The 24,933-nt window shown below is 57.8% G+C and carries 27 protein-coding genes; 17 read left to right on the top strand and 10 right to left on the bottom strand.

Annotated features, from left to right (window positions below):
• Positions 1 to 8: 8 nt before the first annotated feature.
• The 12 genes from cysD to rpoS all read left to right on the top strand — a co-directional run bounded on the left by cysD (position 9) and on the right by rpoS (position 9,729).
• Positions 9 to 917 carry a sulfate adenylyltransferase subunit CysD gene (gene cysD / locus ACW9E7_RS15870; protein WP_006811770.1) on the top strand — a complete coding sequence of 303 codons (909 nt, stop codon included), beginning with the start codon at positions 9 to 11 and terminating at the stop codon, positions 915 to 917.
• 9 nt (positions 918 to 926) lie between these two features.
• The gene (gene cysN / locus ACW9E7_RS15865) at positions 927 to 2,351 is read left to right on the top strand and encodes a sulfate adenylyltransferase subunit CysN (RefSeq protein WP_458728064.1); all 1,425 of its coding nucleotides are present in this window, start codon (positions 927 to 929) and stop codon (positions 2,349 to 2,351) included.
• Positions 2,351 to 2,956 carry an adenylyl-sulfate kinase gene (gene cysC / locus ACW9E7_RS15860; RefSeq protein ID WP_021241908.1) on the top strand — a complete coding sequence of 202 codons (606 nt, stop codon included), beginning with the start codon at positions 2,351 to 2,353 and terminating at the stop codon, positions 2,954 to 2,956. The genes cysN and cysC overlap by 1 nt, the downstream gene beginning before the upstream one ends.
• Positions 2,957 to 3,014: 58 nt before the next feature.
• Positions 3,015 to 3,341, top strand: coding sequence for a DUF3561 family protein (locus ACW9E7_RS15855; RefSeq protein ID WP_008499610.1), 327 nt, complete (start codon positions 3,015 to 3,017; stop codon positions 3,339 to 3,341).
• A 166-nt stretch (positions 3,342 to 3,507) separates the two neighbouring features.
• Positions 3,508 to 3,819: a cell division protein FtsB gene (ftsB, locus tag ACW9E7_RS15850; protein WP_008499609.1), complete on the top strand. Its 312-nt coding sequence runs from the start codon at positions 3,508 to 3,510 to the stop codon at positions 3,817 to 3,819.
• A 19-nt stretch (positions 3,820 to 3,838) separates the two neighbouring features.
• Entirely contained in the window at positions 3,839 to 4,549 is a 711-nt protein-coding gene (gene ispD, locus ACW9E7_RS15845) for a 2-C-methyl-D-erythritol 4-phosphate cytidylyltransferase (protein WP_458728063.1), read from the top strand.
• Complete coding sequence (gene ispF, locus ACW9E7_RS15840; RefSeq protein ID WP_008499607.1) at positions 4,549 to 5,028, top strand: 2-C-methyl-D-erythritol 2,4-cyclodiphosphate synthase; 480 nt, start codon at positions 4,549 to 4,551, stop codon at positions 5,026 to 5,028. The genes ispD and ispF overlap by 1 nt, the downstream gene beginning before the upstream one ends.
• The gene (gene truD, locus ACW9E7_RS15835) at positions 5,025 to 6,074 is read left to right on the top strand and encodes a tRNA pseudouridine(13) synthase TruD (protein WP_133295057.1); all 1,050 of its coding nucleotides are present in this window, start codon (positions 5,025 to 5,027) and stop codon (positions 6,072 to 6,074) included. The genes ispF and truD overlap by 4 nt, the downstream gene beginning before the upstream one ends.
• Positions 6,055 to 6,816, top strand: coding sequence for a 5'/3'-nucleotidase SurE (gene surE / locus ACW9E7_RS15830; RefSeq protein WP_458728062.1), 762 nt, complete (start codon positions 6,055 to 6,057; stop codon positions 6,814 to 6,816). The genes truD and surE overlap by 20 nt, the downstream gene beginning before the upstream one ends.
• The gene (locus ACW9E7_RS15825) at positions 6,810 to 7,436 is read left to right on the top strand and encodes a protein-L-isoaspartate(D-aspartate) O-methyltransferase (protein ID WP_458728061.1); all 627 of its coding nucleotides are present in this window, start codon (positions 6,810 to 6,812) and stop codon (positions 7,434 to 7,436) included. The genes surE and ACW9E7_RS15825 overlap by 7 nt, the downstream gene beginning before the upstream one ends.
• A gap of 116 nt (positions 7,437 to 7,552) precedes the next feature.
• Positions 7,553 to 8,677: a murein hydrolase activator NlpD gene (gene nlpD / locus ACW9E7_RS15820; RefSeq protein ID WP_039024138.1), complete on the top strand. Its 1,125-nt coding sequence runs from the start codon at positions 7,553 to 7,555 to the stop codon at positions 8,675 to 8,677.
• A 59-nt stretch (positions 8,678 to 8,736) separates the two neighbouring features.
• Entirely contained in the window at positions 8,737 to 9,729 is a 993-nt protein-coding gene (gene rpoS, locus ACW9E7_RS15815; protein ID WP_008499600.1) for an RNA polymerase sigma factor RpoS, read from the top strand.
• 52 nt (positions 9,730 to 9,781) lie between these two features.
• On the opposite strand, the gene ACW9E7_RS15810 is transcribed toward rpoS, so the two are convergent.
• Positions 9,782 to 10,159, bottom strand: a complete 378-nt coding sequence (locus tag ACW9E7_RS15810; RefSeq protein WP_115876167.1) for a DUF4440 domain-containing protein — start codon at positions 10,157 to 10,159, stop codon at positions 9,782 to 9,784.
• Positions 10,156 to 11,358, bottom strand: a complete 1,203-nt coding sequence (locus tag ACW9E7_RS15805; RefSeq protein WP_458728060.1) for an MFS transporter — start codon at positions 11,356 to 11,358, stop codon at positions 10,156 to 10,158. The genes ACW9E7_RS15810 and ACW9E7_RS15805 overlap by 4 nt, the downstream gene beginning before the upstream one ends.
• 108 nt (positions 11,359 to 11,466) lie before the next feature.
• Between ACW9E7_RS15805 and ACW9E7_RS15800 the strand changes: the two genes are divergently transcribed.
• On the top strand, positions 11,467 to 12,354 hold the full coding sequence (locus ACW9E7_RS15800; RefSeq protein ID WP_458728059.1) for a LysR family transcriptional regulator: 888 nt from the start codon (positions 11,467 to 11,469) through the stop codon (positions 12,352 to 12,354).
• On the opposite strand, the gene ACW9E7_RS15795 is transcribed toward ACW9E7_RS15800, so the two are convergent.
• Entirely contained in the window at positions 12,351 to 12,758 is a 408-nt protein-coding gene (locus ACW9E7_RS15795) for a MarR family winged helix-turn-helix transcriptional regulator (protein WP_008499596.1), read from the bottom strand. The genes ACW9E7_RS15800 and ACW9E7_RS15795 overlap by 4 nt on opposite strands.
• 172 nt (positions 12,759 to 12,930) lie before the next feature.
• Between ACW9E7_RS15795 and ACW9E7_RS15790 the strand changes: the two genes are divergently transcribed.
• The 3 genes from ACW9E7_RS15790 to ACW9E7_RS15780 are packed head-to-tail and all read left to right on the top strand — an operon-like array spanning position 12,931 to position 15,182.
• The gene (locus ACW9E7_RS15790) at positions 12,931 to 13,533 is read left to right on the top strand and encodes a non-oxidative hydroxyarylic acid decarboxylases subunit B (protein WP_458728058.1); all 603 of its coding nucleotides are present in this window, start codon (positions 12,931 to 12,933) and stop codon (positions 13,531 to 13,533) included.
• Entirely contained in the window at positions 13,523 to 14,950 is a 1,428-nt protein-coding gene (locus ACW9E7_RS15785) for a non-oxidative hydroxyarylic acid decarboxylases subunit C (RefSeq protein WP_458728057.1), read from the top strand. The genes ACW9E7_RS15790 and ACW9E7_RS15785 overlap by 11 nt, the downstream gene beginning before the upstream one ends.
• A 10-nt stretch (positions 14,951 to 14,960) precedes the next feature.
• Positions 14,961 to 15,182 (top strand): non-oxidative hydroxyarylic acid decarboxylases subunit D, encoded by a 222-nt coding sequence (locus ACW9E7_RS15780; protein ID WP_003862116.1) that lies wholly within the window; start codon positions 14,961 to 14,963, stop codon positions 15,180 to 15,182.
• 45 nt (positions 15,183 to 15,227) lie between these two features.
• On the opposite strand, the gene mutS is transcribed toward ACW9E7_RS15780, so the two are convergent.
• Positions 15,228 to 17,789 carry a DNA mismatch repair protein MutS gene (gene mutS / locus ACW9E7_RS15775; protein WP_458728056.1) on the bottom strand — a complete coding sequence of 854 codons (2,562 nt, stop codon included), beginning with the start codon at positions 17,787 to 17,789 and terminating at the stop codon, positions 15,228 to 15,230.
• A 113-nt stretch (positions 17,790 to 17,902) separates the two neighbouring features.
• Positions 17,903 to 18,133 carry a SymE family type I addiction module toxin gene (locus tag ACW9E7_RS15770; RefSeq protein ID WP_008499591.1) on the bottom strand — a complete coding sequence of 77 codons (231 nt, stop codon included), beginning with the start codon at positions 18,131 to 18,133 and terminating at the stop codon, positions 17,903 to 17,905.
• Positions 18,134 to 18,308: 175 nt separating this feature from the next.
• Between ACW9E7_RS15770 and ACW9E7_RS15765 the strand changes: the two genes are divergently transcribed.
• Positions 18,309 to 18,653: a nitrous oxide-stimulated promoter family protein gene (locus tag ACW9E7_RS15765; protein ID WP_458728055.1), complete on the top strand. Its 345-nt coding sequence runs from the start codon at positions 18,309 to 18,311 to the stop codon at positions 18,651 to 18,653.
• 5 nt (positions 18,654 to 18,658) lie between these two features.
• On the opposite strand, the gene ACW9E7_RS15760 is transcribed toward ACW9E7_RS15765, so the two are convergent.
• The 5 genes from ACW9E7_RS15760 to flhA form a co-directional block, all read right to left on the bottom strand.
• Positions 18,659 to 19,879: an MDR family MFS transporter gene (locus ACW9E7_RS15760; RefSeq protein WP_458728054.1), complete on the bottom strand. Its 1,221-nt coding sequence runs from the start codon at positions 19,877 to 19,879 to the stop codon at positions 18,659 to 18,661.
• A 16-nt stretch (positions 19,880 to 19,895) separates the two neighbouring features.
• The gene (gene eitC, locus ACW9E7_RS15755; RefSeq protein ID WP_111965469.1) at positions 19,896 to 20,657 is read right to left on the bottom strand and encodes a siderophore ABC transporter ATP-binding protein EitC; all 762 of its coding nucleotides are present in this window, start codon (positions 20,655 to 20,657) and stop codon (positions 19,896 to 19,898) included.
• On the bottom strand, positions 20,657 to 21,694 hold the full coding sequence (locus tag ACW9E7_RS15750) for a FecCD family ABC transporter permease (protein WP_111965470.1): 1,038 nt from the start codon (positions 21,692 to 21,694) through the stop codon (positions 20,657 to 20,659). Before ACW9E7_RS15750 ends, eitC begins: the two co-directional genes overlap by 1 nt.
• On the bottom strand, positions 21,694 to 22,692 hold the full coding sequence (gene eitA / locus ACW9E7_RS15745) for a siderophore ABC transporter substrate-binding protein EitA (protein ID WP_458728053.1): 999 nt from the start codon (positions 22,690 to 22,692) through the stop codon (positions 21,694 to 21,696). Before eitA ends, ACW9E7_RS15750 begins: the two co-directional genes overlap by 1 nt.
• 153 nt (positions 22,693 to 22,845) lie before the next feature.
• Positions 22,846 to 24,918 (bottom strand): formate hydrogenlyase transcriptional activator FlhA, encoded by a 2,073-nt coding sequence (gene flhA / locus ACW9E7_RS15740; protein WP_458728052.1) that lies wholly within the window; start codon positions 24,916 to 24,918, stop codon positions 22,846 to 22,848.
• Positions 24,919 to 24,933: the final 15 nt, after the last annotated feature.

Raw genomic sequence — 24,933 nt, 5'->3', positions numbered from 1 at the left:
GAACGGTTATGGACCAAAAACGTCTTACACACCTGCGGCAGCTCGAAGCGGAAAGTATCCATATCATCCGCGAAGTGGCCGCCGAGTTTTCTAACCCGGTGATGATGTACTCCATCGGTAAAGATTCCAGCGTCATGCTGCATCTGGCGCGTAAAGCGTTTTATCCGGGCACGCTGCCGTTCCCGCTGCTGCACGTGGATACCGGCTGGAAATTCCGCGAAATGTACGAGTTCCGCGACCGTACCGCGAAAGCCTACGGCTGCGAGCTGCTGGTGCATAAAAACCCGGAAGGGGTGGCGATGGGCATTAACCCGTTCGTGCACGGCAGCGCCAAGCACACCGATATCATGAAAACCGAAGGGCTGAAGCAGGCGCTGAACAAATACGGTTTTGACGCGGCCTTCGGCGGCGCGCGCCGTGACGAGGAGAAATCCCGCGCCAAAGAGCGTATCTACTCCTTCCGCGACCGCTTCCACCGCTGGGATCCGAAAAACCAGCGTCCGGAGCTGTGGCACAACTACAACGGTCAGATCAACAAAGGCGAAAGCATTCGCGTCTTCCCGCTCTCCAACTGGACCGAGCTGGATATCTGGCAGTACATCTATCTGGAAAATATCGAGATCGTTCCGCTGTATCTGGCCGCCGAGCGTCCGGTGCTGGAGCGCGACGGCATGCTGATGATGATCGACGACGATCGCATCGACCTGCAGCCGGGCGAAGTGATTAAAAAACAGATGGTGCGTTTCCGCACCCTTGGCTGCTGGCCGCTGACTGGCGCGGTGGAATCCAGCGCGCAGACGCTGCCGGAGATCATCGAAGAGATGCTGGTGTCGACCACCAGCGAGCGACAGGGCCGCGTGATTGACCGCGACCAGGCAGGCTCCATGGAGCTGAAGAAACGTCAGGGTTATTTCTAAGGAGCCGCCATGAACACCACTATTGCTCAACAAATTGCCAACGAAGGCGGCGTGGAAGCGTATCTGCACGCGCAACAACACAAAAGCCTGCTGCGTTTTCTGACCTGCGGCAGCGTGGATGACGGGAAAAGTACCCTGATTGGCCGCCTGCTGCACGATACGCGCCAGATTTACGAAGATCAGCTCTCTTCCCTGCATAACGACAGTAAACGTCACGGCACCCAGGGTGAAAAACTCGACCTGGCGCTGCTGGTGGATGGCCTGCAGGCGGAGCGCGAGCAGGGCATCACGATTGACGTGGCCTACCGCTACTTCTCTACCGAGAAGCGCAAATTTATTATCGCCGACACCCCGGGGCACGAACAGTACACCCGCAATATGGCGACCGGCGCGTCGACCTGCGACCTGGCGATCCTGCTGATGGACGCGCGTAAAGGCGTGCTGGATCAGACCCGTCGCCACAGCTTTATCTCGACGCTGCTGGGGATCAAACACCTGGTGGTGGCGGTCAACAAGATGGATCTGGTGAACTTCAGCGAAGAAAAATTCGAGGAGATCCGCCAGAGCTATCTGACCTTTGCTGAACAGCTGCCGGGCAACCTGGATATCCGCTTTGTGCCGCTCTCGGCGCTGGAAGGGGATAACGTCGCGTCCCAAAGCGCGAACATGCCGTGGTACAGCGGCCCGACGCTGCTGGAGGTGCTGGAAACGGTTGAAATTCAGCGCGTGGTCGACACCCAGCCGATGCGCTTCCCGGTGCAGTACGTGAACCGTCCAAATCTCGATTTCCGCGGTTTCTCCGGCACCCTAGCGTCAGGCTCCGTACAGGTTGGCCAGCGCGTCAAGGTGCTGCCATCCGGTGTGGAATCGACCATCGCCCGCATCGTCACCTTTGACGGTGACCTGCAGGACGCGGGGGCCGGTGAAGCCGTAACGCTGGTGCTGAAAGACGAAATTGATATCAGCCGGGGCGATCTTCTGGTAGACGCGCAGGAAACGCTGGCGGCGGTACAGGGCGCGTCCGTGGATGTGGTGTGGATGGCCGAACAGCCGCTGACCGCTGGCCAGAGCTATGACATCAAAATTGCCGGCAAGAAAACCCGCGCCCGCGTGGACGGCATTCAGTTCCAGGTGGATATCAACAACCTGACCCAGCGTGACGTCACCGAGCTGCCGCTGAACGGCATTGGTCTGGTCGATCTGACCTTCGACGAACCGCTGGTTTTGGATCCGTATCAGCAAAATCCGGTGACGGGCGGGCTTATCTTTATTGACCGCCTGACGAACGTCACCGTCGGCGCGGGGATGGTCCGTGAGCCAAACGAACAGGCGTCCGCGGCTTCAGAATTCAGCGCCTTTGAGCTGGAGCTGAACGCGCTGGTGCGTAAACACTTCCCGCACTGGGGCGCGCGCGATCTGCTGGGAGGCAAGTAATGGCTGCCCATGATGAGAACGTCGTCTGGCATCCTCATCCGGTCACCGTCGCCCAGCGCGAACAGCTCCACGGTCACCGTGGGGTTGTGCTGTGGTTTACCGGGCTGTCCGGCTCGGGTAAATCGACGGTGGCGGGCGCGCTGGAAGAGGCATTGCATCAGCAGGGCGTAAGCACGTACCTGCTGGATGGCGACAACGTGCGCCATGGCCTGTGCAGCGATTTAGGGTTCAGCGACGACGACCGCAAAGAGAACATTCGCCGGGTCGGGGAAGTCGCCAGCCTGATGGCCGACGCCGGGCTGGTGGTGCTGACCGCGTTTATCTCTCCGCACCGCGCCGAGCGCCAGATGGTGCGCGAACGCGTCGGCCAGGATCGCTTTATCGAGGTGTTTGTGGATACGCCACTGGAGGTCTGCGAAGCGCGCGACCCGAAAGGGCTGTACAAAAAAGCGCGTGCCGGAGAATTGCGCAACTTCACCGGAATTGACGCTGTATACGAAGCGCCTGAATCGCCTGAAATTCACCTGGAAGGTCAACAATTGGTAACAAATTTAGTAAGCCAATTATTAGACCTGCTCAGACGGGACGATATTATCAGATCCTGAGACGGTATCGTTCGGGAGCTGTCTTCCCGAACGATGAGTCACGGTCACAGGACTAGCTATGCGCAACAGTGAACATTACATCACCACCACCGGGTCGGAGCCGCTTGCGACCGACGACGAAACGACCTGGTCATTTCCTGGGGCCATCATTGGCTTCGTCTCATGGCTGCTGGCGCTGGGTATTCCGTTTCTCATCTACGGCGGCAACACGCTGTTCTTCTTTCTCTACACCTGGCCTTTCTTTCTGGCGCTGATGCCCGTGGCGGTTGTCGTCGGCATTGCGCTGCACTCGTTGCTCAACGGTAAGCTCCTGTACAGCACCGTGGTCACGATTGTGACGGTGGTTCTGATGTTTGGTCTGTTATTTTTGTGGCTCATGGGCTAACTTCAGCCATAATTCAAACCGTAACCAACTGTGTAACGATATTGTGCAGGACGATTCTGCGGAAAAAATGTGGTACATTTGCCCGCGATGTTGCGGCATCTCTGTTACCCCGGCGTAGTGCTCTGGGGAAGTCTTGGGATGATGATGCCGTTTTTCAGGGGGCAGGATGGGTAAACTAACGCTGCTGTTGCTGGCTTTGCTAATCTGGCTGCAATATTCGCTGTGGTTCGGTAAGAACGGACTGCACGACTATAGCCGGGTAAGCGATGACGTCGCGGCTCAGCAGGCAACAAACGCCAAACTTAAGGCGCGAAACGATCAACTCTTTGCTGAAATTGATGACCTCAATGGCGGGCAAGAGGCGATTGAGGAACGCGCACGCAATGAACTCAGTATGACTAAGCCGGGCGAAACCTTTTATCGTCTGGTTCCGGATGCGTCTAAACGCAATCAGGGCTCAGCACAAAATAATCGATAATCAGGCCCAGGATTACGACATGGCAGTAACTTTTTCGGACGTATGCGCCGTGGTGCCGGCCGCAGGTTTTGGCCGGCGCATGCAGACAGAATGTCCCAAGCAGTACCTCTCCATTGGCGATAAAACGATCCTCGAGCACGCCGTGGCCGCGCTGCTGGCGCACCCGCGAGTGACGCGTGTGATCATCGCTATCAGCCCTGGCGATGCGCGCTTCGCGCAGCTGCCGCTGGCAAATCATCCACAGATTACCGTCGTTGACGGTGGCGCCGAGCGCGCCGATTCCGTGCTGGCAGGCATTCAGGCTGCCGGAAACGCCCCGTGGGTACTGGTTCATGACGCGGCGCGTCCCTGCCTGCACCAGGACGACCTTGCGCGCCTGCTGTCGCTGAGCGAAACCAGCAAAGTGGGTGGCATTCTGGCCGCCCCCGTGCGCGACACCATGAAGCGCGCCGAGCCGGGCAAACGGGCTATCGCCCACACCGTCGATCGCGTCGATCTATGGCACGCGCTGACGCCGCAATTTTTCCCCCGCGAATTACTCCACGACTGCTTAACGCGCGCGCTTAACGAAGGTGCGACCATTACGGACGAAGCCTCTGCGCTGGAGTACTGCGGTTTCCATCCTGAGCTTGTTGAAGGACGTGCTGATAATATTAAAGTGACGCGTCCGGAAGATTTACAGCTCGCGGAATTTTATCTTACCCGTTTGACCCATCAGGAGAAGGCATAATGCGAATTGGACACGGTTTTGATGTACACGCCTTTGGCGGCGAAGGCCCAATTATCATTGGCGGCGTGCGCATTCCTTATGAAAAAGGGCTGCTGGCGCATTCTGATGGCGACGTGGCGCTGCATGCGCTGACCGACGCGCTGTTGGGCGCGGCCGCACTGGGTGATATCGGCAAGCTGTTCCCGGACACCGACCCGGCGTTTAAAGGGGCAGACAGCCGTGAACTGCTGCGCGAAGCGTGGCGCCGCATCCAGGCGAAAGGCTACACCCTTGGCAACGTCGACGTGACGATTATTGCCCAGGCCCCGAAAATGCTGCCGCACATACCGCAGATGCGCGTGTTTATTGCGGAAGATCTGGGTTGCCATATGGACGACGTGAACGTCAAAGCGACGACGACCGAGAAGCTGGGCTTCACCGGTCGTGGCGAAGGGATTGCCTGTGAAGCCGTGGCGCTGCTGGTGAAGGCGAGCAAATGACAGACTTCGACAACCTGACATACCTGCACGGTAAACCGCAGGGGAACGGGGTGCTGAAAGCCAGCCCGGAAGATTTCCTCGTGGTCGAGGATCTGGGCTTTGAGCCGGATGGCGAAGGCGAACATATCCTGGTGCGTATTCTGAAAAATGGCTGCAATACCCGCTTTGTGGCCGACGCGCTGGCAAAATTCCTCAAAATTCATGCCCGCGAAGTGAGCTTTGCCGGGCAGAAAGATAAACACGCCGTTACGGAACAGTGGCTCTGCGCGCGCGTTCCCGGCAATGCGATGCCTGATTTAAGCAAATTTGAGCTTGAGGGCTGTAAGGTACTGGAATATGCCCGCCACAAGCGCAAACTGCGTCTGGGGGCGTTGAAAGGCAACGCGTTTACGCTGGTGCTGCGCGAAGTGACTGACCGAGAAGACGTTGAAAAACGCCTGAACGCCATCAGCGACCGCGGCGTACCGAACTACTTTGGCGCGCAGCGCTTTGGCATCGGCGGCAGCAACCTGCAGGGCGCGCTGCGCTGGGCGCAAAGCGATGCACCGGTGCGTGACAGGAATAAACGCAGTTTTTGGTTGTCGGCGGCCCGCAGCGCGTTGTTTAATCAGATTGTGAGCGAAAGGCTGAAAAAACCGGACGCGAATCAAGTTGTTGTTGGCGATGCGCTACAATTAGCGGGACGCGGAAGCTGGTTTGTGGCAACGGCCGAAGAGATGGCTGATGTGCAGTCGCGCGTGGACGCAAAAGCGCTGATGATTACCGCCGCGTTGCCCGGTACGGGCGACTGGGGAACCCAGGGGGAGGCCCTGGCCGCCGAGCAGTCAGCCGTGGCGGATGCGCCAGAATTGCAGTCCTTGCTGGTGCGGGAAAAAGTCGACGCGGCACGCCGCGCGATGCTGCTCTATCCGCAGCAGTTAAGCTGGAACTGGTGGGATGACGTGACCGTCGAGTTACGCTTCTGGCTGCCGGCAGGCAGCTTTGCCACCAGTGTTGTCAGGGAACTTATCAACACCTCGGGTGATTATGCGAATATTGCTGAGTAACGATGACGGGATCCACGCGCCAGGCATTCAGACCCTGGCGAAACACCTCCGCGAATTTGCGGACGTGCAGGTCGTGGCGCCCGATCGTAACCGCAGTGGAGCGTCTAACTCTCTGACGCTGGAGTCGTCGCTTCGCACCTTTACCTTTGATAATGGCGATATTGCCGTGCAGATGGGAACGCCAACCGACTGCGTTTTTCTGGGCGTGAACGCGCTGATGCGGCCGCGTCCAGATATCGTCGTCTCCGGCATTAACGCCGGGCCTAACCTCGGCGATGACGTGATTTACTCCGGCACCGTGGCGGCCGCAATGGAAGGCCGCCATCTGGGATTCCCGGCGCTGGCGGTCTCGTTGAACGGCTACACGCACTACGACACGGCCGCCGCGGTGACCTGTTCGATCCTGCGGGCGCTCGGCCGCGAGCCGTTGCGTACCGGGCGCATCCTCAACATCAACGTGCCGGATCTTCCTCTCGATGAAATTAAAGGCATCCGCGTCACCCGTTGCGGGAGCCGACATCCTGCCGATCAGGTGATCCCGCAGCAGGATCCTCGCGGCAACACGCTTTACTGGATTGGCCCTCCCGGCGACAAGTGCGATGCGGGTCCGGATACCGACTTTGCCGCCGTAGAGGAAGGCTATGTTTCGGTTACTCCGCTGCACGTAGATTTAACCGCGTATAGCGCGCATGATGTGGTGTCGGGCTGGCTGGATCGCGCAGGAGTGAACGCGCAATGGTAAACAAACGTGTACAAACTCTTCTGGAACAACTCCGCGCGCAGGGGATCCGCGACGAGCACGTGCTCGAAGCGCTCGCCCTGGTTCCGCGTGAAAAATTTGTAGACGAGGCGTTTGAACACAAAGCGTGGGAAAACGTGGCGCTGCCCATCGGACAGGGCCAGACGATTTCGCAGCCTTACATGGTGGCTCGCATGACGGAGCTGCTGGAGCTCACGCCCGACTCCCGCGTGCTGGAGATTGGCACCGGGTCGGGGTATCAGACCGCGATCCTGGCGCATCTGGTTCATCACGTATGCTCCGTTGAGCGGATCAAAGGTTTACAGTGGCTGGCGCGTCGTCGCCTGAAACAACTTGATTTACATAATGTTTCGACACGACACGGTGATGGATGGCAGGGTTGGAAGGCGCGCGCCCCGTTTGACGCGATCATCGTGACGGCGGCCCCGCCTGAAATTCCTGCGGCCCTGTTGTCGCAGCTGGATGAGGGGGGCATTCTGGTTCTGCCCGTTGGGGACGAGCAGCAGCTGTTGAAGCGCGTTCGTCGGCGCGGCGGCGAGTTTATTATCGACACCGTGGAAGCCGTGCGCTTTGTGCCTCTGGTGAAGGGGGAGTTGGCCTGAGACTCGGAATTATCCAGGGTTATTAAGGCAAATTCAGCGTATGGTGTGGCGCGAAAGATTCGTGCCATCACGGTAAATTTTAAGTCACTGGTAGTTAACACATTCCTGGGGGATAAATGAGCGCGGGAAGCCCTAAATTCACCATCAGCCGTGTTGCGGCATTATCACTGGTTTCGCTCTGGCTGGCAGGCTGTACAAGTTCAAACAACGCGCCTGCGCCCGTGAGTTCCGTCGGCGGAAACAGCGGCTCCGGTAACACGTCCAGCGGAATGTTAATCACGCCGCCACCTAAAATGGGGACGGCTGCACCGCAGCAAACACCACAAATTCAGCCTGTGCAACATCCTGTTACACAGCCAGTACAGGTTCAGCCAGTTGAACAACCTGTTCAGACCCAAAATGGCCGCATAGTCTATAACCGCCAGTATGGGAACATTCCGAAAGGCAGCTACACCGGTGGCAGCACCTATACCGTGAAACGCGGCGATACGCTGTTCTACATTGCGTGGATCACCGGGAACGATTTCCGTGACCTCGCGCAGCGCAATAACGTCCAGGCCCCATATGGTCTGGAAGTCGGGCAAACGCTCCAGGTGGGCAACGCGACGGGCACGCCGCTTACGCCTGGCAACACCGTTTCAGCGGCCGATGTAACAGCTCAAAATAACAGCGTTAAGCCTGCACAAAAATCCACCACGGTGGTTGCTTCACAACCTGTAATTACGTATTCTGAGGATTCAGGTGATCAGACTGCTAACAAAATGTTGCCGAATAATAAAGGGACTGCGACTGCTGTCACAGCACCGGTTACGGCACCTGTGGTTAGCTCTACTGAACCGACTGCCAGCAGTATGACCTCCAGTTCGCCGATTTCTGCATGGCGCTGGCCGACTGACGGCAAGGTTATCGAGAACTTCTCTTCCTCCGAAGGGGGAAATAAAGGGATCGATATCGCAGGGAGTAAAGGACAGGCTATCATCGCGACCGCAGATGGACGCGTTGTGTATGCCGGTAACGCTCTGCGCGGTTACGGTAATCTTATTATCATCAAACATAACGATGATTACCTGAGTGCCTACGCCCATAACGACACAATGCTGGTCCGGGAACAACAAGAAGTTAAGGCGGGGCAAAAAATCGCTACCATGGGTAGCACCGGAACCAGTTCTACACGCTTGCATTTTGAAATTCGTTACAAGGGGAAATCCGTAAACCCGCTGCAGTACTTGCCGCAGCGATAATTTGACGGGGCATGCCAGCCAGGGTGTCTCGTTCAGGGATCACGGGTAGGAGCCACCTTATGAGTCAGAATACGCTGAAAGTTCATGATTTAAATGAAGACGCGGAATTTGATGAGAACGGAGTAGAGGCTTTTGACGAAAAAGCCTTAGTAGAAGAGGAACCCAGTGATAACGATTTGGCTGAAGAAGAGCTGTTATCGCAGGGTGCCACACAGCGTGTACTGGACGCGACTCAGCTTTACCTTGGGGAGATTGGTTACTCCCCACTGCTAACGGCCGAAGAAGAAGTCTATTTCGCACGTCGTGCTTTGCGTGGTGATGTTGCCTCGCGTCGTCGCATGATTGAAAGTAACCTGCGACTGGTCGTGAAAATTGCCCGCCGTTACGGCAATCGTGGTCTGGCTCTGCTGGATCTGATTGAAGAGGGCAACTTAGGTCTCATCCGCGCAGTTGAGAAGTTTGACCCGGAACGCGGGTTCCGTTTCTCAACCTACGCGACCTGGTGGATTCGTCAGACCATCGAACGGGCTATTATGAACCAGACCCGTACGATCCGCCTGCCGATTCACATCGTCAAAGAGTTGAACGTTTATCTGCGCACCGCGCGCGAGTTGTCCCATAAGCTGGACCACGAGCCAAGCGCAGAAGAGATTGCCGAACAACTCGATAAACCGGTTGATGACGTAAGCCGTATGCTGCGTCTCAACGAGCGCATTACCTCCGTTGACACCCCGCTGGGTGGCGACTCCGAAAAAGCGCTGCTGGACATCCTGGCCGATGAAAAAGATAACGGTCCGGAAGACACCACGCAGGACGATGACATGAAACAGAGCATCGTCAAATGGCTGTTCGAACTGAACGCCAAACAGCGTGAAGTGCTGGCACGTCGTTTCGGTTTACTGGGGTATGAAGCTGCGACACTGGAAGACGTCGGCCGCGAAATTGGCCTGACCCGTGAACGTGTTCGTCAGATTCAGGTTGAAGGTCTGCGCCGCCTGCGTGAAATCCTGCAGGGGCAAGGTCTGAACATCGAAGCGCTGTTCCGCGAATAAGCAACCTTTCGTCAAAAAAGGCCCGTCGTGAGACGGGCCTTTTTCTTTTGCGCTACGGCTTAGCCGTTTCGTGCAGCAGACGCCACACTATCCGATCGCCTTCCTGATTAAGCACCGCAGTTGACCAGCGCACGTTGACGGGCAGGTCCGTCCGGGTTTGCGTCTCCCGGTAGTGGAGCACCGCGCCACGATCCCAACGCTGGATCGTGGATAATTCGTCAATGACGATCTTCAGTCCGGGACGGCTTCCACGCTGTTTTTCCAGAAAACTGGCCAGGCCGATATAGTCGATCTGAACACCGCCCGGTGGGATCATCAGAAAATCTGGGCTGAAGCGGGCGAGCAGGGCGTCGGGATCGCCTTCACCTTTGCCTAACCAGTCTTCAAGCGCAATGTGGAGGTCGATAATGTCGTGTTCGAAAGGCGTCATGAATTCTCCTGTCGCAGCTGATTTAGCACCTGCGTATTGTTAAGACGAAAAACGTACGGTACAGGCAGCAAGGTCATGCCTGCAGCAAAAATAAACATCCCGTGCCAGGCGGCGAGTGGTGTCAGCCACGCCTGCGCCAGGTTCAGCACCTGCGCAAGCAGCAGGGCACCGGCAAAAAAACTCAGCTGACGATTGAGATTCCACAGCGCGCTGGCATCCGGCATCTCGTCCCGGCGCGTTGTCAGAAACGCGCTGCTCTGAGCCGTACTGCTGCACAGGCTTCCCCCCGCGCCCATCAGGGCAAACGCGACGGCAGGCAACAGCGTTGACGAGCTGACGTCAATCAAAAGCAGAATACCCGCCGCCTGCAACAGGCAGCCGATGACGATCGGCGGTTGGGGGCCGATACGGTTAAAATAACGTCCCGTCGCCGTGATGGCGAGAAACGATGCCACAGACCACGGCAGCATGAGCATTCCCGTTGCGGCTGGGCTCATGTTCGCCTCGTGCTGAAGATAAAACATGGCCGTGACGTTCACCCCAATAAATATGCCGGGGACGCATAAATAGACAAGCATGGAAAAACGCAAAAGCGGGTCCGCGAGCAAGGGCAGGTTTAGCAATCTGGCCGCGTTCATCGTGGGTTTTTCGTGTTTAAGCCACAGACAGGCCAGAACAAAGGTCACGATAGCCACCGGGAGCGTGGCGAAAAAGATCCATCGCCAGCCCAGCGTCTGAACCAGCACGCCGCCGATAGCCGGGGAGCAGGCCGGGGCAAGCAACGCAACCAGCATCACTACCGAGGAGAGTCGGGCCCGCTCGTGAGGCCTGAACTGTTGCCAGGTCAGCGCCTGTCCGACGGGGATCAGTAAGCCTCCTCCCACGCCCTGAAGCACTCGCCAGGCAATCAGAGTTTCCAGCGTTGCAGACATGCCCGCTGCAGCTGAGGTTGCGCTGAACAGAAAAAGCGAAAGCAGGATGACGCGCTTTGGCCCGATGCGGCGCGTGAGCAAGCTGCTGAACGGGATCGCCAGCGTCAGACCGGCAATATACCCGTTACTGACCCAGGCAAGGGCAGAAGGCGTGGTGTTAAAGGCGTGAGCCATCGCCGGAAAGGCGACGCTGGCAATAAACATGTTGATCAAATCAAGAAAAAAGCCCAGCAGATAGACAACGGCAACTTTGCTGCGATACGTCATGGTGGATCCTCCGGTGAGGTGGCGTATCGTATCGGCTCGGGAATCACGGATAAACCTGACAAAGCGCGATATACTGTCAAAAATATTTTGACAGTATAGGGCGTGACGATGATTAACCTACAGCGGACGCAGATGTTTGTCGCAGTGGCCGACACCGGCAGTTTTACGGCGGCCGCCGAGGCGATGGGGCTGACAAAAGCGGTGGTTAGCTTCAATATCCGCCAGCTTGAAGATGATCTGGGCGTTACGCTGCTGCTGCGCTCCACCCGCCGCCTGACGCTAACCGAGGCGGGCGCGCTTTTTCATCAGCGCAGCGTGGCGCTTCTGAAGGACGCCGAACGGCTGCAGGATGATGTCCGCGCGAACCATGCGGGGCTCACCGGCGAACTGCGGATCACGACCACGCCTGAGTTTGGCTCCCGGGTCGTGGTGCCGTTGCTGGCAAGATTTAGCCACCAACACCCGGATCTTCGCGTACGACATGCTTCGTCGTCACTGCCTGCTGATCTTATCTCGGAGCGTTTTGACGTGGCCATCCGGCTGGGCACGCTTGTCGATTCGCGCAACCACGCCGCACTGATTTCTCACTTTTCTATTCTCCCCGTCGCAACGCCCGAGTGGCTTGTGAGAAACCCGATCGAATCTCTTGCGCAGCTGGCGCAGGCCGACTGGATTATCCACGAGCGCCTGGCCTCACCGCTGCGCTGGCAGGTGAAAAATGCCAGCGGCGCGCCTGAAACGCTCGAGATAAAAAAGGCGCCGCGCCTGTTTGCCGACAGCGCTCAGGCCCTTATGGCTTTTGCGCTCGCAGGCGGTGGGGTGGCGTTACTGCCGGAATGGCTGGTGCGCGATGCGCTTGGTGCGGGAACGCTGGTGACGGTTTTACCGGAGTATACCTTTGCGCGGCAAGGGATCTATGCGGTCTATCCTGATGCCCGGCATGTGCCAGCGAAAGTGCGCACCTTTATCGATTTTATGCGCACCAGCGTGAATTAATCGTGCATCATCTTTTTGATGAGAGCCGAGAACTGCTCCCGCTCGGCCTTGTTAAGACGGCCTAAAAAGGCCTCATCAACCTCATTGCCTACCGGCTTACAGTCTGCAAGCAGGGCCTCACCTTCTGGCGTGAGGAAGACAAAGCGACGGCGCTTATCCGCAGGGTCGTGCTCGCGTTTGACCAGCCCGCGCGCCTCCATGCGGCTGAGCATTTCCGCCAGGGTCGCTTTGGTGCTGACCGCGACTTCAGTCAATGCCACCTGTTCGATGCCCGGATGCTCGGCAATAGAGCGCATCACCGCATACTGCGGCTTGGTCAGCTCCGGCAGGGCATGTTGCCACTTCGCGGTATGCTGTTGAAAAAGCTGACGTAACAGGTGGAACGCCTCTTGTCTTAGTTCCATGAACACTCCGACAGAAAAAATCACCCCCTATGATAGCTGCTAAAGCCCGGGATGATAATGCGGCATTTTTTAGCATTTAGTGTGATCGTATGCGAACGATATTGTCAGAAAAAGTATTCGGGGGTAGTTTATTGATAATGTTCGTACACGAACAAAATGATTGAGGTGATGAATGAGATTGATCGTGGGAATGACGGGGGCAACGGGTGCTCCGCTGGGCGTGGCGCTGCTGCAGGTGCTGCGGGAAATGCCGGAAGTAGAGACGCATCTGGTGATGTCGAAGTGGGCAAAAACCACCATTGAGCTGGAAACGCCTTACGCCGCCCAGGACGTTGCTGCGCTGGCTGACGTTGTCCATAGCCCGGCTGACCAGGCCGCCACCATCTCCTCCGGTTCGTTTTGTACCGACGGCATGATCGTCATTCCCTGCAGCATGAAAACGCTGGCCGGGATCCGCGCGGGCTATGCCGAAGGGCTGGTGGGCCGTGCGGCGGATGTGGTGCTGAAAGAGGGGCGTAAGCTGGTGCTGGTGCCCCGTGAAACGCCGCTCAGCACCATTCATCTGGAGAATATGCTTGCGCTCTCCCGCATGGGCGTGGCGATGGTGCCGCCTATGCCTGCGTATTACAACCATCCGCAAACCGCCGATGACATCACCCAGCATATTGTGACCCGCGTGCTTGACCAGTTTGGCCTGGAGCATAAAAAGGCGCGCCGCTGGAACGGGTTGCGGGAGGCGAAACATTTTTCACAGGAGAATAAAGATGGCATTTGATGATTTGAGAAGCTTCCTGCAGGCGCTCGATGAGCAAGGGCAACTGCTGAAAATTGAGGAAGAGGTTAACGCCGAGCCCGATCTGGCGGCGGCAGCCAACGCGACCGGCCGCATCGGTGACGGCGCCCCCGCGCTGTGGTTCGACAATATTCGCGGGTTTACCGATGCCCGCGTGGTGATGAACACCATCGGCTCCTGGCAGAACCATGCCATTTCGATGGGGCTGCCGGCGAACACGCCGGTGAAAAAGCAGATCGACGAGTTTATCCGTCGCTGGGATAAATTTCCTATTGCGCCAGAACGCCGCGCCAATCCGGCCTGGGCGCAGAATACGGTGGACGGCGAAGACATTAACCTGTTCGATATTCTGCCGCTGTTCCGTCTGAACGACGGAGACGGGGGTTTTTATCTCGATAAAGCGTGCGTCGTCTCGCGCGATCCGCTTGACCCGGATAACTTCGGCAAGCAGAACGTTGGCATCTACCGCATGGAAGTGAAGGGCAAGCGCAAGCTCGGCCTGCAGCCGGTACCGATGCACGATATTGCTCTGCATCTGCACAAAGCCGAAGAGCGTGGCGAAGACCTGCCGATTGCCATTACCCTCGGCAACGATCCGATCATTACGCTGATGGGCGCGACGCCGCTGAAATACGATCAGTCAGAGTATGAAATGGCCGGCGCGCTGCGTGAAAGCCCATATCCGATTGCCACCGCGCCGCTGACCGGCTTCGACGTGCCATGGGGTTCTGAAGTGATCCTGGAAGGGGTGATTGAAGGCCGTAAGCGCGAAATTGAAGGGCCGTTCGGCGAGTTTACTGGGCACTACTCCGGTGGTCGTAACATGACGGTTGTGCGTATCGACAAAGTTTCTTACCGCACCAAACCGATTTTCGAATGCCTTTATCTCGGTATGCCGTGGACCGAGATTGATTATCTGATGGGGCCAGCCACCTGCGTGCCGCTCTACCAGCAGCTGAAAGCGGAATTCCCGGAAGTGCAGGCGGTGAATGCGATGTATACCCACGGTCTGCTGGCGATTATCTCCACCAAAAAACGCTACGGCGGTTTTGCCCGCGCGGTCGGCTTGCGCGCCATGACCACGCCGCACGGCCTGGGCTACGTGAAGATGGTGATCATGGTGGATGAGGATGTCGACCCGTTCAACCTCCCGCAGGTGATGTGGGCGCTGTCATCGAAGGTCAACCCGGCAGGCGATCTGGTGCAGTTGCCGAACATGTCGGTGCTGGAACTCGATCCTGGATCCAGTCCGGCGGGCATTACCGACAAACTGATTATCGATGCCACCACGCCTGTCGCGCCGGACACCCGTGGCCACTATAGCCAGCCGGTACAGGATCTGCCTGAAACCAAAGCCTGGGCTGAAAAACTGACCGCGATGCTGGCTTCACGTCAATAAGGAGGAAAAGATGATTTGTCCACGTTGTGCCGATGAGCATATTGAAGTGATGGCGACGTCGCCGGTGAAAGGGGTCTGGACCGTTTACCAGTGCCAGCATTGTCTGTATACCTGGCGAGATACCGAACCGTTGCGTCGTACCAGCCGCGAGCATTACCCTGAAGCGTTCCGCATGACGCAGAAGGATATTGACGAGGCGCCGCAGGTGCCAACGATCCCGCCGCTGCTGTAAAGACAGCCCGGTGGCGCTGCGCCACCGGGCAAAGACCGCAGAAAACTAAACCAGACTCTTCAGGCGATAAATCCACTCCAGCGCCTGACGCGGCGTCAGTGAATCCGGATCGAGGTTTTCCAGCGCTTCCACAGCAGGCGATGTCTCTTCCGCCGGTACCAGCAGCGACATCTGCGTACCATCAATCTGCGTCGCCGCCGCATTCGGTGACAGGCTTTCCAGCTCACGCAGTTTCTGACGCGCGCGCTTGATCACCTCTTTCGGTACGCCAGCCAGCGCCGCAACGGCCAGACCATAGCTTTTGCTTGCCGCGCCATCCTGCACCGTGTGCATAAAGGCGATGGTGTCGCCGTGCTCCAGCGCATCAAGGTGGACGTTAGCCACGCCTTCCATTTTCTCCGGCAGCTGCGTCAGTTCGAAGTAGTGGGTGGCGAAGAGCGTCATGGCCTTGATTTTATTCGCGAGGCTTTCCGCACAGGCCCATGCCAGCGACAGACCATCGTAGGTTGACGTTCCGCGTCCGACTTCGTCCATCAGCACCAGGCTGTACTCCGTCGCGTTATGCAGAATGTTTGCCGTTTCAGTCATTTCGACCATGAAGGTTGAGCGACCGCTCGCCAGATCGTCCGCAGCCCCGACGCGGGTAAAGATACGGTCGATGGGGCCGATCTCCACGTTTTGCGCCGGAACGTAGCTGCCGATGTAGGCAAGCAGGGCAATCAGCGCCGTCTGACGCATATAGGTACTCTTACCACCCATGTTCGGACCGGTAATGATCAGCATTCTTCGCTGCGGCGACAGGCTCAGCGGGTTGGCGATGAACGGTTCGTTCAGCACCCGCTCCACCACCGGGTGACGGCCTTCAGTGATGCGAATGCCGGGCTTGTCGGTAAAGGTCGGGCAGGTGTAGTTCAGCGTTTCCGCGCGCTCTGCCAGATTCACCAGCACGTCCAGTTCCGCCAGCGCGCTGGCGCTCAGCTGCAGGTCGGCCAGGTGCGGCATCAGCATGTCAAACAGCTCTTCATAGAGCTGTTTTTCCAGCGCCAGGGCTTTCCCTTTCGAGGTGAGAACTTTGTCCTCGTACTCTTTCAGCTCGGGAATGATGTAGCGTTCAGCGTTTTTCAACGTCTGGCGGCGCACGTAGTGAATCGGCGCCAGGTGGCTCTGCCCGCGGCTGATTTGAATGTAGTAACCGTGAACCGCGTTATACCCCACCTTCAGGGTGTCGAGACCAAGTCGCTCGCGCTCGCGGATCTCCAGCTTATCAAGGTAGTCCGTCGCGCCGTCGGCCAGCGCGCGCCATTCGTCCAGCTCCTCGTTGTAGCCAGGGGCAATCACGCCGCCATCACGCACGAGAACCGGAGGCGCATCAATAATGGCGCGTTCAAGCAGCTCGCGGAGTTCGGTAAATTCGCCCATGGTTTCGCGGAGTTTCTGTACCGGCGCGCTGTCAACGTCGCTCAGCTGCGCACGAAGTTCCGGCAGCTGCTGGAAAGCATGACGCATCCGCGCCAGATCGCGCGGTCGCGCCGTGCGCAGCGCCAGACGGGCCAGGATACGTTCCAGATCGCCCACCTGACGCAGGACCGGCTGCAGCTCGGTATAGCGATCCTGCAGGGCGGCAATCGTCTGCTGACGGCAAACCAGCGTTGCGGTATCGCGAATCGGCATATGCAGCCAGCGTTTCAGCATTCGGCTGCCCATTGGCGTTACCGTATTGTCGAGGACCGACGCCAGCGTATTTTCTACACCGCCCGCGAGGTTCTGCGTGATCTCCAGGTTACGCCGAGTGGCGGCATCCATGATGATGCTGTCCTGCTGGCGCTCCATGGTGATAGAGCGAATGTGCGGCAGGGCAGTGCGTTGGGTATCTTTAACGTACTGCAGGAGGCAGCCTGCCGCACACAGCCCGCGCGGAGCGTTTTCAACGCCAAAGCCAATCAGATCGCGGGTGCCAAACTGCAGATTCAGCTGCTGGCGCGCGGTATCAATTTCGAATTCCCACAGCGGACGACGGCGCAACCCGCGACGACCTTCAATCAGCGCCATTTCGGCGAAATCTTCGGCGTAGAGCAATTCTGCCGGGTTGGTGCGCTGTAGTTCGGCAGCCATCGTTTCACGATCGGCCGGTTCACTCAGACGAAAACGCCCGGAGCTGATGTCCAGCGTCGCGTAGCCAAAGCCTTTACCGTCCTGCCACAGCGCGGCCAGCAGGTTATCCTGGCGCTCCTGTAACAGAGCTTCATCACTGATGGTGCCAGGTGTGACGATGCGCACGACCTTGCGTTCCACCGGACCTTTTGAGGTCGCGGGGTCGCCGATCTGTTCGCAGATGGCGACAGACTCACCCTGATTCACCAGTTTCGCCAGGTAGTTTTCTACCGCGTGGTGCGGAATACCGGCCATTGGGATGGGTTCACCAGCCGATGCGCCCCGTTTGGTCAGCGAGATGTCGAGCAGCTGCGATGCGCGCTTAGCATCGTCATAAAACAGCTCGTAAAAATCGCCCATACGATAGAACAGCAGGATTTCCGGATGCTGTGCCTTCAGCTTCAGATACTGCTGCATCATCGGCGTATGTGCGTCGAAATTGTCGAGTGTGCTCATGGAGTTATGATGTCCATTTCTTTGAAAATAAACCGTTTTGAGCGGCTCAGAGGCCGTTTGTTCCTTCTATTGTCGCATGAAAAAAAGGTACGGCGCAGAAAAATGTCGTCGCTTTACGAGGCATCTTCCGACATTAACTCAATGACTATTTTTCCATGCTCCACGCCCACCCTGACTCGGGAATGGGTCGTAAATCCCGCCTTTTCAAGCCAGTCACCTTTTAAGCTCAGCGCCGCATGCACGCTGTAGCGCTTCGGTATCTTGGTATTGCGGTCTTCATGGCGCTTTCTGAAATATCCCACTGTTAAATGGCGATAGGGTTTGTTGATAGCGAGTTCTTGCATAGTGTCTCCCGACAACACGGATAAAAGTCATCACTAATTACTGTATAAAATACCAGTGATTGTCGGGCGGTGCAGGGATAAAACTGGAATCAGGCTTCAGAAAACCGCATGCAACAACTGAAATCCCGCATTGAAAGGTGTATTATTTTTGCACTTTATTGTTTGGTAAGTCGCTATGTCCGGTAAACGAATTTCTCGCGAAAAAGAGACCATCTCGAAAATGATCGCGCTGTATCAGAAGCAGTGTCCTCAGGCCTCTGTGGAAGACGGGCACTATCAGGCGCTGAATGCCTATGCCGATAAGCGCCTGGATAAGTGCGTTTTTGGTGAGGAAAAGCCTGCCTGTAAGCAATGTCCGGTCCACTGCTACCAGCCTGCAAAACGCGAAGAGATGAAGCTGATTATGCGCTGGGCAGGCCCGCGTATGTTATGGCGTCACCCCATTCTGACCGTCCGCCATCTGATTGATGACCGTCGTCCCGTGCCGGAGCTGCCGGAAAAGTATCGTCCGAAAAAGTGACCGGTTCAGCTTCTGAGCGGGCGGCAAATAACGTTCAGGGCCAGCGCGCTGCAGAGTGGGAAAAGGGCCAGCAGCAGCCAGGGATACATTGCCTGCGTTGAGGGCACCAGCGCGCGATCCAGCAGGCTACCAAACAACAAGTTTCCTGCCAGTACCGCAATGCCGCCAGCGGTGGCGAGTGCGCCATAGTGCGCCCCCAGCGTGGACTCCTCGGCAAACCTCGGGATCAGATCCTTTGCCGAGGGTACCAGCAGCATCTGTCCCAGCGTCAACAGCGTCACGAAACAGACCGACGGCAGCAGGCGCTGCCAGCCCTCAGGCGGTGCCGTCGGCGCAAAGATTGCCACGCTTGCAAAGGCGGCGGAAAGCAGCAAAAAGCCCACCGGCAGAATTCTCACTGCCCCCACGCGTCGGGCGAAGCGGGCCAGCGGAAGCTGCAAAGTGATGATCAGCACCGAGGCCAGCATAAACAGCGGGCCAAGATCTTTCTCGTTACCACCGGAGCGCTGGATCTCTACCGGCAGCGCCAGATAGAGCTGGTTATAGCTTAACAGCCACGAGCTGTAGGCAATGATAAAGGCGACAAAGCGCGGCTGGCGGAACGTCGTCCACCAGGGCTGTATGTTTAGGGTCTGTGAAAGGCGGGGGGAAGCCGGAAGACAGAAGTGCAGCACCAGTAAGGCAATAATGAAAACCCCTGCACCCGCCATCGCCACCTGGCGGAAGCCAAGCCCCGTCAGCAGGGCACCGGCAACCGGGCCCAGCACCGCGCCGAGTTCACCGCAGACGGCAAAGAGGGCAAACCACTCCGCCCGGCTACGCTTGCCTCTCGCCTCGCTTTGCGTGCCTGCTTTTGCCAGCAGTGCCTCAATCGAGGGGGAGAACAATGCGCCGCCAATACCGGTCAGGCACGCCCCAAGAATGATGGGCCAGAGTGCGTGCCCGAACGCCAGCAGCAGATAGCCCGCGACGCGAATAATGCACCCGCTCAGGATAACGATTTTCGCGCCAAACCGGTCCGAGAGCGCGCCGCCGACGATAAACATCCCCTGCTGAGAGAACGTGCGCAGGCCGAGGATCAGCCCGATCAGCCCGCCGGAGAGCAGCATATTGTCGCGCAGGAATATCGCCAGGAAGGGGACAACGGCGTAAAAGCCGATGTTAAAAACAAACTGGCTACCCAGTAAAACGGGCGGCCAGAGCATGGTGGCAGGGCGAAGGGGCATCGTTGGTCACTCGCCCCTAAACGATAAAATGAATGTGCTTTTTGCCATGGAACGGTGAGATCTCGATTTTGGTTTTGACCCGGAAGACGTCCCAGAGCAACGACTCGGATAAGATATCCTGCGGTGTCCCCGTCGCCACAATTTGCCCTTTCTGCATGACTATCAGCGAGTCGCAGAACATCGAGGCGTGGTTGAGATCGTGTATAGCGACAATGCTGGTGACCGGTAATTCGCTGATCAACTGCATCAGCTGCATCTGATGATGAATGTCCAGGTGGTTGGTCGGTTCATCCAGCAGGATTTCCGTCGGGGTCTGGGCCAGCGCGCGGGCAATGTGGACGCGCTGGCGCTCGCCGCCGGAGAGGCTCAGCCAGCCCTGGTCGCTTTTATCCAGCATATCCACGCGCTGCAGAGCGGCGGTGACGGTCTCGTCATCGTGCGTGCTCCAGTTGGAAAAGGCGGAGTGGTGCGGAATCCGCCCGAGTTTCACCACGTCGCGCACGCGCATGTTGGCGTCCGTCATACCGTGCTGCTCGACGAAGGCCACCCGTCGCGCCAGCTGCTTTTTGGCGATGCTGCAGATGTCCTGACCGTCCAGGGTAACGCGGCCAGCATCCGGGCGACGCAGACCCGCGAGGATACGTAAAAGAGACGATTTACCGCAGCCGTTAGGGCCAAGCAGCCCTACCGTTTCGCCCCGTGACACCTTCAGCGAGACGTCATTAACGATGACTTTTTTGCCGACCTTCCAGGTAATATTTTCCGCGCAGATGCTCATCACTTATTCCTTGAACGGTAGATAATCACGGCAAAGAAGGGGACGCCAACCAGCGCGGTGACCACGCCGACGGGCAGGCTTTGCGGCGCAATCAGCATGCGTGAGGCAATGTCTGCCAGCACCATCAGGATCGCGCCTGCCAGCGCGCTGGCAATCAGCAGCGTGCGGTGCAGCGGCCCGAACAGGAAGCGCATGACGTGCGGCACCACCAGCCCGACAAAGCCGATTGACCCCGCCATGCTGACGATGGTCGCGGTGATAAGTGCGGTAGTGGTAAAGAGCGCCAGGCGCACCCAGGGAACAGCAATGCCAAGCGACGCCGCGGCGTCGTCACCGAACGTAAAGGCATCCAGCGCACGGGAGTAGTAGAGGCAAATGGCTAATCCAATCAGCACCACGACAAGTGCCAGCTGGAACTCGGGCCAGCGTACGCCGCTGAAGCTGCCCAGCAGCCAGAACATCACGTCGCGCGCCTGCTGGGCGCTGGCGGAGGTGCTGATGGTATAGGCGGTAATGGCGTTGAAAAGCTGCGAGGCGGCAACGCCTGCCAGAATAGTACGTTCATTCCCGCCGCGCGCGCCGTTCGTCAGAAATGCGACAAACGCAAACGCGGCGAACGCCCCGGCAAAGGCCCCGGCAGAGAGCGACACCGCACCGGTGCCGATCCCCAATACGACAACAGAAACCGCCCCGGTCGACGCGCCCGCGGACACGCCGAGCACGTAGGGTTCCGCCAGCGCGTTCTTCAGCAGGCTCTGCAATACGGCACCACAGATGGCCAGCCCCGCGCCGCAGCAGGCCGCAACCAGCGCGCGGCTCAGGCGAAAGTCCCAGATCACGCTCTCATAGATACGAGTGAGCGGAATATCGGTGAGCCCCATTTTATTGCTGATAGCGTAAAACACGTTATCCAGCGGGATGGACAGTTCGCCGACGCTGACGCTCAGCGCGATAACCAGAAATAGCAGGACGAAGGCGAGCAAACACGAGGTCGTCAGAACCAGGCTCTGCCGGGCCTGAAGAACGGCGGTGGTCATCAGTTCAGCCCCAGCTTTCTGAGCTGTTCGCCGACCTGCTCAGCCCCGTAAATCGTGCGAATCGTCGGGTTCATGGCCTGACCGTCCATCACCACGATATGACCTTTTTTCACCGCGTCCAGCTGGCTGACGGCCGGATCGCTTTTCAGGAATTTGATTTTCTCTTCCGCGTTATCCAGCGCCCAGCGGTTGCGATCGAGGCTGGAGACCACAATCACATCCGGATTGGCGGCAATAATGCTCTCCCAGCCCACGGTTGGCCATTCGGTCTCGGAGGTGATGGCGTTATGCCCGCCCATCAGGCTCGCAATAAACCCGGAGGGGCTATTTTTACCGCCGACGTAGGCGTCCGCAGAGGGGGAGGAGCTGGAGAACCAGAAGACAAACGAGAGGTCTTTTTTGCTCTTGCCGAATTCCTTACGCAGGTCGGCCTCGCGTTTTTTGAAATCGGCAATCACGGCCTGACCGCGGTCTTCAACGTTAAAGATTTTGGCGAAGTCCTCAATCTCCTGATAGAGATACGTCATATCCCACAGCTTCTGGCGGCTGCCGTACATATCGCCGGTGGCTTTTTTGGTCGCGCACATGCCCGGCGACACGTAGCTGTTCACGCCCAGGGTCATCAGATCGTCGCGTTTTGCGACCTTGCTTTCCGGCCCCAGCAGCAGTGGCGTCTGGGCGGGGACAAAGTCGGGATTTTGCGCAAGCACGGATTCAAGGGTAGGGATTTCGACCGTCAGGGTTTTGATTTTTGCGTTCTGTTCAGCGAGCTGCGGCAACACTTTCGTCGGCCAGAAGGCGCTGGCCTTCACCTTATCTTCCAGCCCCAGCAGGAGCAAGATTTCGACGGTGTTCTGGCCCAGGGCCACGACGCGTTCCGGCGCTTTGGTGAATGTCTCTTTATAGCCACAGTTTTCAATCGTCAGAGGATATGTGGTTGCCAGAGCAGAACTGACCGACGCAAGCGCCAGTCCTAACGCGCAGATGACCTTCTTCATGAAACGCTACCCTTCATTAAAATTATTTTTGATGCAAATGAAACTCATTATTAAGGCGGAATTTTATACAGAGGAAACGATTTTGTGTCAATGAGGGACAATCGCGCAGGGTAACAAAAGGCGGTGTCAGAAAAACACCGCCGGAATAAGGCCTTAAATGAGGCTCTCTTTATCAATACCGAGACGCTTCATGCGTGACAGCAGGGTGGTGCGTTTTAACCCCAGGCGCTGGGCGGCACCTTTTGGCCCGGCGACCACGCCGTTGGTCTCTTTCAGCACGCGCATAATGAGCTGATATTCATCTTCTCCCTCTTTCGCCGTCTCGGTGGCGGGCGCGATCGCGTCAGGCAGCGTCACTTCAGGCAGGGAGAGCTGCAGCACATTGCCGCGCGTCAGCAGCACCGCGCGTTCAATGACGTTTTCCAGTTCGCGCACGTTGCCGGGCCATTCCATCGATGAAAGGGTACGCAACGTCTCGGCAGGAATGCTGTCGATGTTTCGCCCCATCCGACGCGCGATCTTGGCGGTAAAGGCTTTGACCAGCAGGGGGATATCTTCCGGGCGCTCGCGCAGCGGCGGCAGGAAGATCGGGAAGACGTTCAGGCGATAGTAGAGATCGCTGCGGAACTCTCGGTCGGCGACCATTTTTTTCAGGTCGCGGTTGGTGGCGGCAATCAGCCGCACGTCGGTCTGGATAAGCTTGTTGCTGCCAAGACGTTCAAACTCCTGCTCCTGCAGGACGCGCAGCAGTTTCGGCTGTAGCTCCAGCGGCATATCGCCCACTTCGTCAAGGAACAGCGAGCTTTTGTCTGCCAGCTCAAAACGACCCAGCCTCTGGCTGCTGGCCCCGGTGAAGGCACCCCGTTCGTGGCCGAACAGGTCGCTTTCCAGCAGCCCTGCGGGCATCGCCGCGCAGTTCATCTTCACCATCCGACGGCTGTTGCGGTTGCTCAGGTTGTGGATGGCGCGGGCAATCAGCTCTTTACCCGTACCGGTTTCGCCCAGTATCAGCACCGTGCTGTCGCTTTGCGCCACCATCTCAACCTGCTTGAGCACGCTGTACATGGCGTCGCTGCGTCCGATGATTTCACCAAACTCGCTGTCCACGTTGTTGAGCTGTTCGGTCAGGGCCAGGTTCTCATCCACCAGCCGCTCCTTCAGACGATGAATTTCCTGATAGGCGAGGGCGTTATCGAGCGCGATGGAGATACGCTCGGCGATCTGACGCAGCAGCTTCAGGTTGGCGGTGGTGAACACGCCTTCCTCGCACTGTGCCAGCTTCAGCACGCCCAGCATGGTGTTGCCGGACATCAGGGGCAGCAGGCACAGGGTCTGGATTTTGTTGCCCCAGGTGTTGAACAGCATCCGCTCGTACGGCGCGACCGGATCCTGCTCGTTGAGGTTGATCAGGAGGATCTCTTTGCTTTTGAAGACCCGTTCAGAAAGAGTGCCCGCTTCATCCACTTCGCTCTGCTCGTGCGCCGGGTTGGCTTCATCAAGATAATGCGTGGAGTAGATGTTCAGCTTGCCCTTGCGATACCCGCGAAGCGCAATGCTGATGGCATCGATTTTGAAATAGTGGTGGATCTCTTTCGAGACTTCGCTGACCAGCTCATCCATGTCCAGGCGGGAGAGTACGGCGTTGGTGATGGCGACCAGAATGCGGAAGTTGTCGCGTTCGCGGCTGAGCAGGTCGTAATCCACGTTATTCGTCACTCGGCTTTGGATCTGCTCCGCGACGACGGCCACTATCTGGGTAAAGGTGTGCAGGCGCTCGTATTCCGCCTCGCTCCACGGCTGGTCGGTCGTGCGGATAAACTCGCATCCGCCAAAAATCTGGCCCTCTGCAGCCAGCGGCAGCATGCAGTAATGCCCGAACGGCTGATAGAGGTTGCTCTCCGCGAGCCGCGGCCACGCCTGTTGAAATTCCGCAAAGTTGCAGTGCAGCACTTCAGGTCTGGAGAGAATGCGGCGCACCGGGCCATGCGCGAGATACGTTTCGTCTTCGTATTCAAACGTTTTGCCATTATCACGCGTTGAGAAGTAGCTCGCGCGCTGCGTTCCGCTATGCCAGAGCACAATCGCGGCGCTGTCCGCCAGCGCTGATTGCCTGACCAGCCGCGTCAGGGCATCGCTCAGCGCGCCGAGATCGGGTTGCTGTAAAAGTGTGCGCGTAATGTCAAACAGACCCTGCTGTCCAAGATCGCTCATCGGTGTATACGGCATAGTGCTTTCCAGTAG

The sequence above is a fragment of the Enterobacter sp. H2G27 genome, from assembly GCF_054403075.1.
This window is presented reverse-complemented; position numbering and strand designations above follow the sequence as displayed.

What these genes read in the sequence shown, in the direction of transcription:
- mutS (WP_458728056.1), bottom strand. Translation starts at nt 17,789, where the DNA reads ATGAGCACACTCGACAATTTCGACGCACATACGCCGATGATGCAGCAG.
- truD (WP_133295057.1), top strand. Translation starts at nt 5,025, where the DNA reads ATGACAGACTTCGACAACCTGACATACCTGCACGGTAAACCGCAGGGG.
- ispF (WP_008499607.1), top strand. Translation starts at nt 4,549, where the DNA reads ATGCGAATTGGACACGGTTTTGATGTACACGCCTTTGGCGGCGAAGGC.
- cysN (WP_458728064.1), top strand. Translation starts at nt 927, where the DNA reads ATGAACACCACTATTGCTCAACAAATTGCCAACGAAGGCGGCGTGGAA.
- cysD (WP_006811770.1), top strand. Translation starts at nt 9, where the DNA reads ATGGACCAAAAACGTCTTACACACCTGCGGCAGCTCGAAGCGGAAAGT.
- ACW9E7_RS15760 (WP_458728054.1), bottom strand. Translation starts at nt 19,879, where the DNA reads ATGCCCCTTCGCCCTGCCACCATGCTCTGGCCGCCCGTTTTACTGGGT.
- ACW9E7_RS15805 (WP_458728060.1), bottom strand. Translation starts at nt 11,358, where the DNA reads ATGACGTATCGCAGCAAAGTTGCCGTTGTCTATCTGCTGGGCTTTTTT.
- ispD (WP_458728063.1), top strand. Translation starts at nt 3,839, where the DNA reads ATGGCAGTAACTTTTTCGGACGTATGCGCCGTGGTGCCGGCCGCAGGT.
- eitC (WP_111965469.1), bottom strand. Translation starts at nt 20,657, where the DNA reads ATGAGCATCTGCGCGGAAAATATTACCTGGAAGGTCGGCAAAAAAGTC.
- nlpD (WP_039024138.1), top strand. Translation starts at nt 7,553, where the DNA reads ATGAGCGCGGGAAGCCCTAAATTCACCATCAGCCGTGTTGCGGCATTA.
- ACW9E7_RS15790 (WP_458728058.1), top strand. Translation starts at nt 12,931, where the DNA reads ATGAGATTGATCGTGGGAATGACGGGGGCAACGGGTGCTCCGCTGGGC.
- cysC (WP_021241908.1), top strand. Translation starts at nt 2,351, where the DNA reads ATGGCTGCCCATGATGAGAACGTCGTCTGGCATCCTCATCCGGTCACC.
- ACW9E7_RS15750 (WP_111965470.1), bottom strand. Translation starts at nt 21,694, where the DNA reads ATGACCACCGCCGTTCTTCAGGCCCGGCAGAGCCTGGTTCTGACGACC.
- ftsB (WP_008499609.1), top strand. Translation starts at nt 3,508, where the DNA reads ATGGGTAAACTAACGCTGCTGTTGCTGGCTTTGCTAATCTGGCTGCAA.
- surE (WP_458728062.1), top strand. Translation starts at nt 6,055, where the DNA reads ATGCGAATATTGCTGAGTAACGATGACGGGATCCACGCGCCAGGCATT.
- flhA (WP_458728052.1), bottom strand. Translation starts at nt 24,918, where the DNA reads ATGCCGTATACACCGATGAGCGATCTTGGACAGCAGGGTCTGTTTGAC.
- ACW9E7_RS15765 (WP_458728055.1), top strand. Translation starts at nt 18,309, where the DNA reads ATGTCCGGTAAACGAATTTCTCGCGAAAAAGAGACCATCTCGAAAATG.
- ACW9E7_RS15795 (WP_008499596.1), bottom strand. Translation starts at nt 12,758, where the DNA reads ATGGAACTAAGACAAGAGGCGTTCCACCTGTTACGTCAGCTTTTTCAA.
- ACW9E7_RS15770 (WP_008499591.1), bottom strand. Translation starts at nt 18,133, where the DNA reads ATGCAAGAACTCGCTATCAACAAACCCTATCGCCATTTAACAGTGGGA.
- ACW9E7_RS15825 (WP_458728061.1), top strand. Translation starts at nt 6,810, where the DNA reads ATGGTAAACAAACGTGTACAAACTCTTCTGGAACAACTCCGCGCGCAG.
- ACW9E7_RS15785 (WP_458728057.1), top strand. Translation starts at nt 13,523, where the DNA reads ATGGCATTTGATGATTTGAGAAGCTTCCTGCAGGCGCTCGATGAGCAA.
- ACW9E7_RS15855 (WP_008499610.1), top strand. Translation starts at nt 3,015, where the DNA reads ATGCGCAACAGTGAACATTACATCACCACCACCGGGTCGGAGCCGCTT.
- ACW9E7_RS15780 (WP_003862116.1), top strand. Translation starts at nt 14,961, where the DNA reads ATGATTTGTCCACGTTGTGCCGATGAGCATATTGAAGTGATGGCGACG.
- rpoS (WP_008499600.1), top strand. Translation starts at nt 8,737, where the DNA reads ATGAGTCAGAATACGCTGAAAGTTCATGATTTAAATGAAGACGCGGAA.
- ACW9E7_RS15810 (WP_115876167.1), bottom strand. Translation starts at nt 10,159, where the DNA reads ATGACGCCTTTCGAACACGACATTATCGACCTCCACATTGCGCTTGAA.
- ACW9E7_RS15800 (WP_458728059.1), top strand. Translation starts at nt 11,467, where the DNA reads ATGATTAACCTACAGCGGACGCAGATGTTTGTCGCAGTGGCCGACACC.
- eitA (WP_458728053.1), bottom strand. Translation starts at nt 22,692, where the DNA reads ATGAAGAAGGTCATCTGCGCGTTAGGACTGGCGCTTGCGTCGGTCAGT.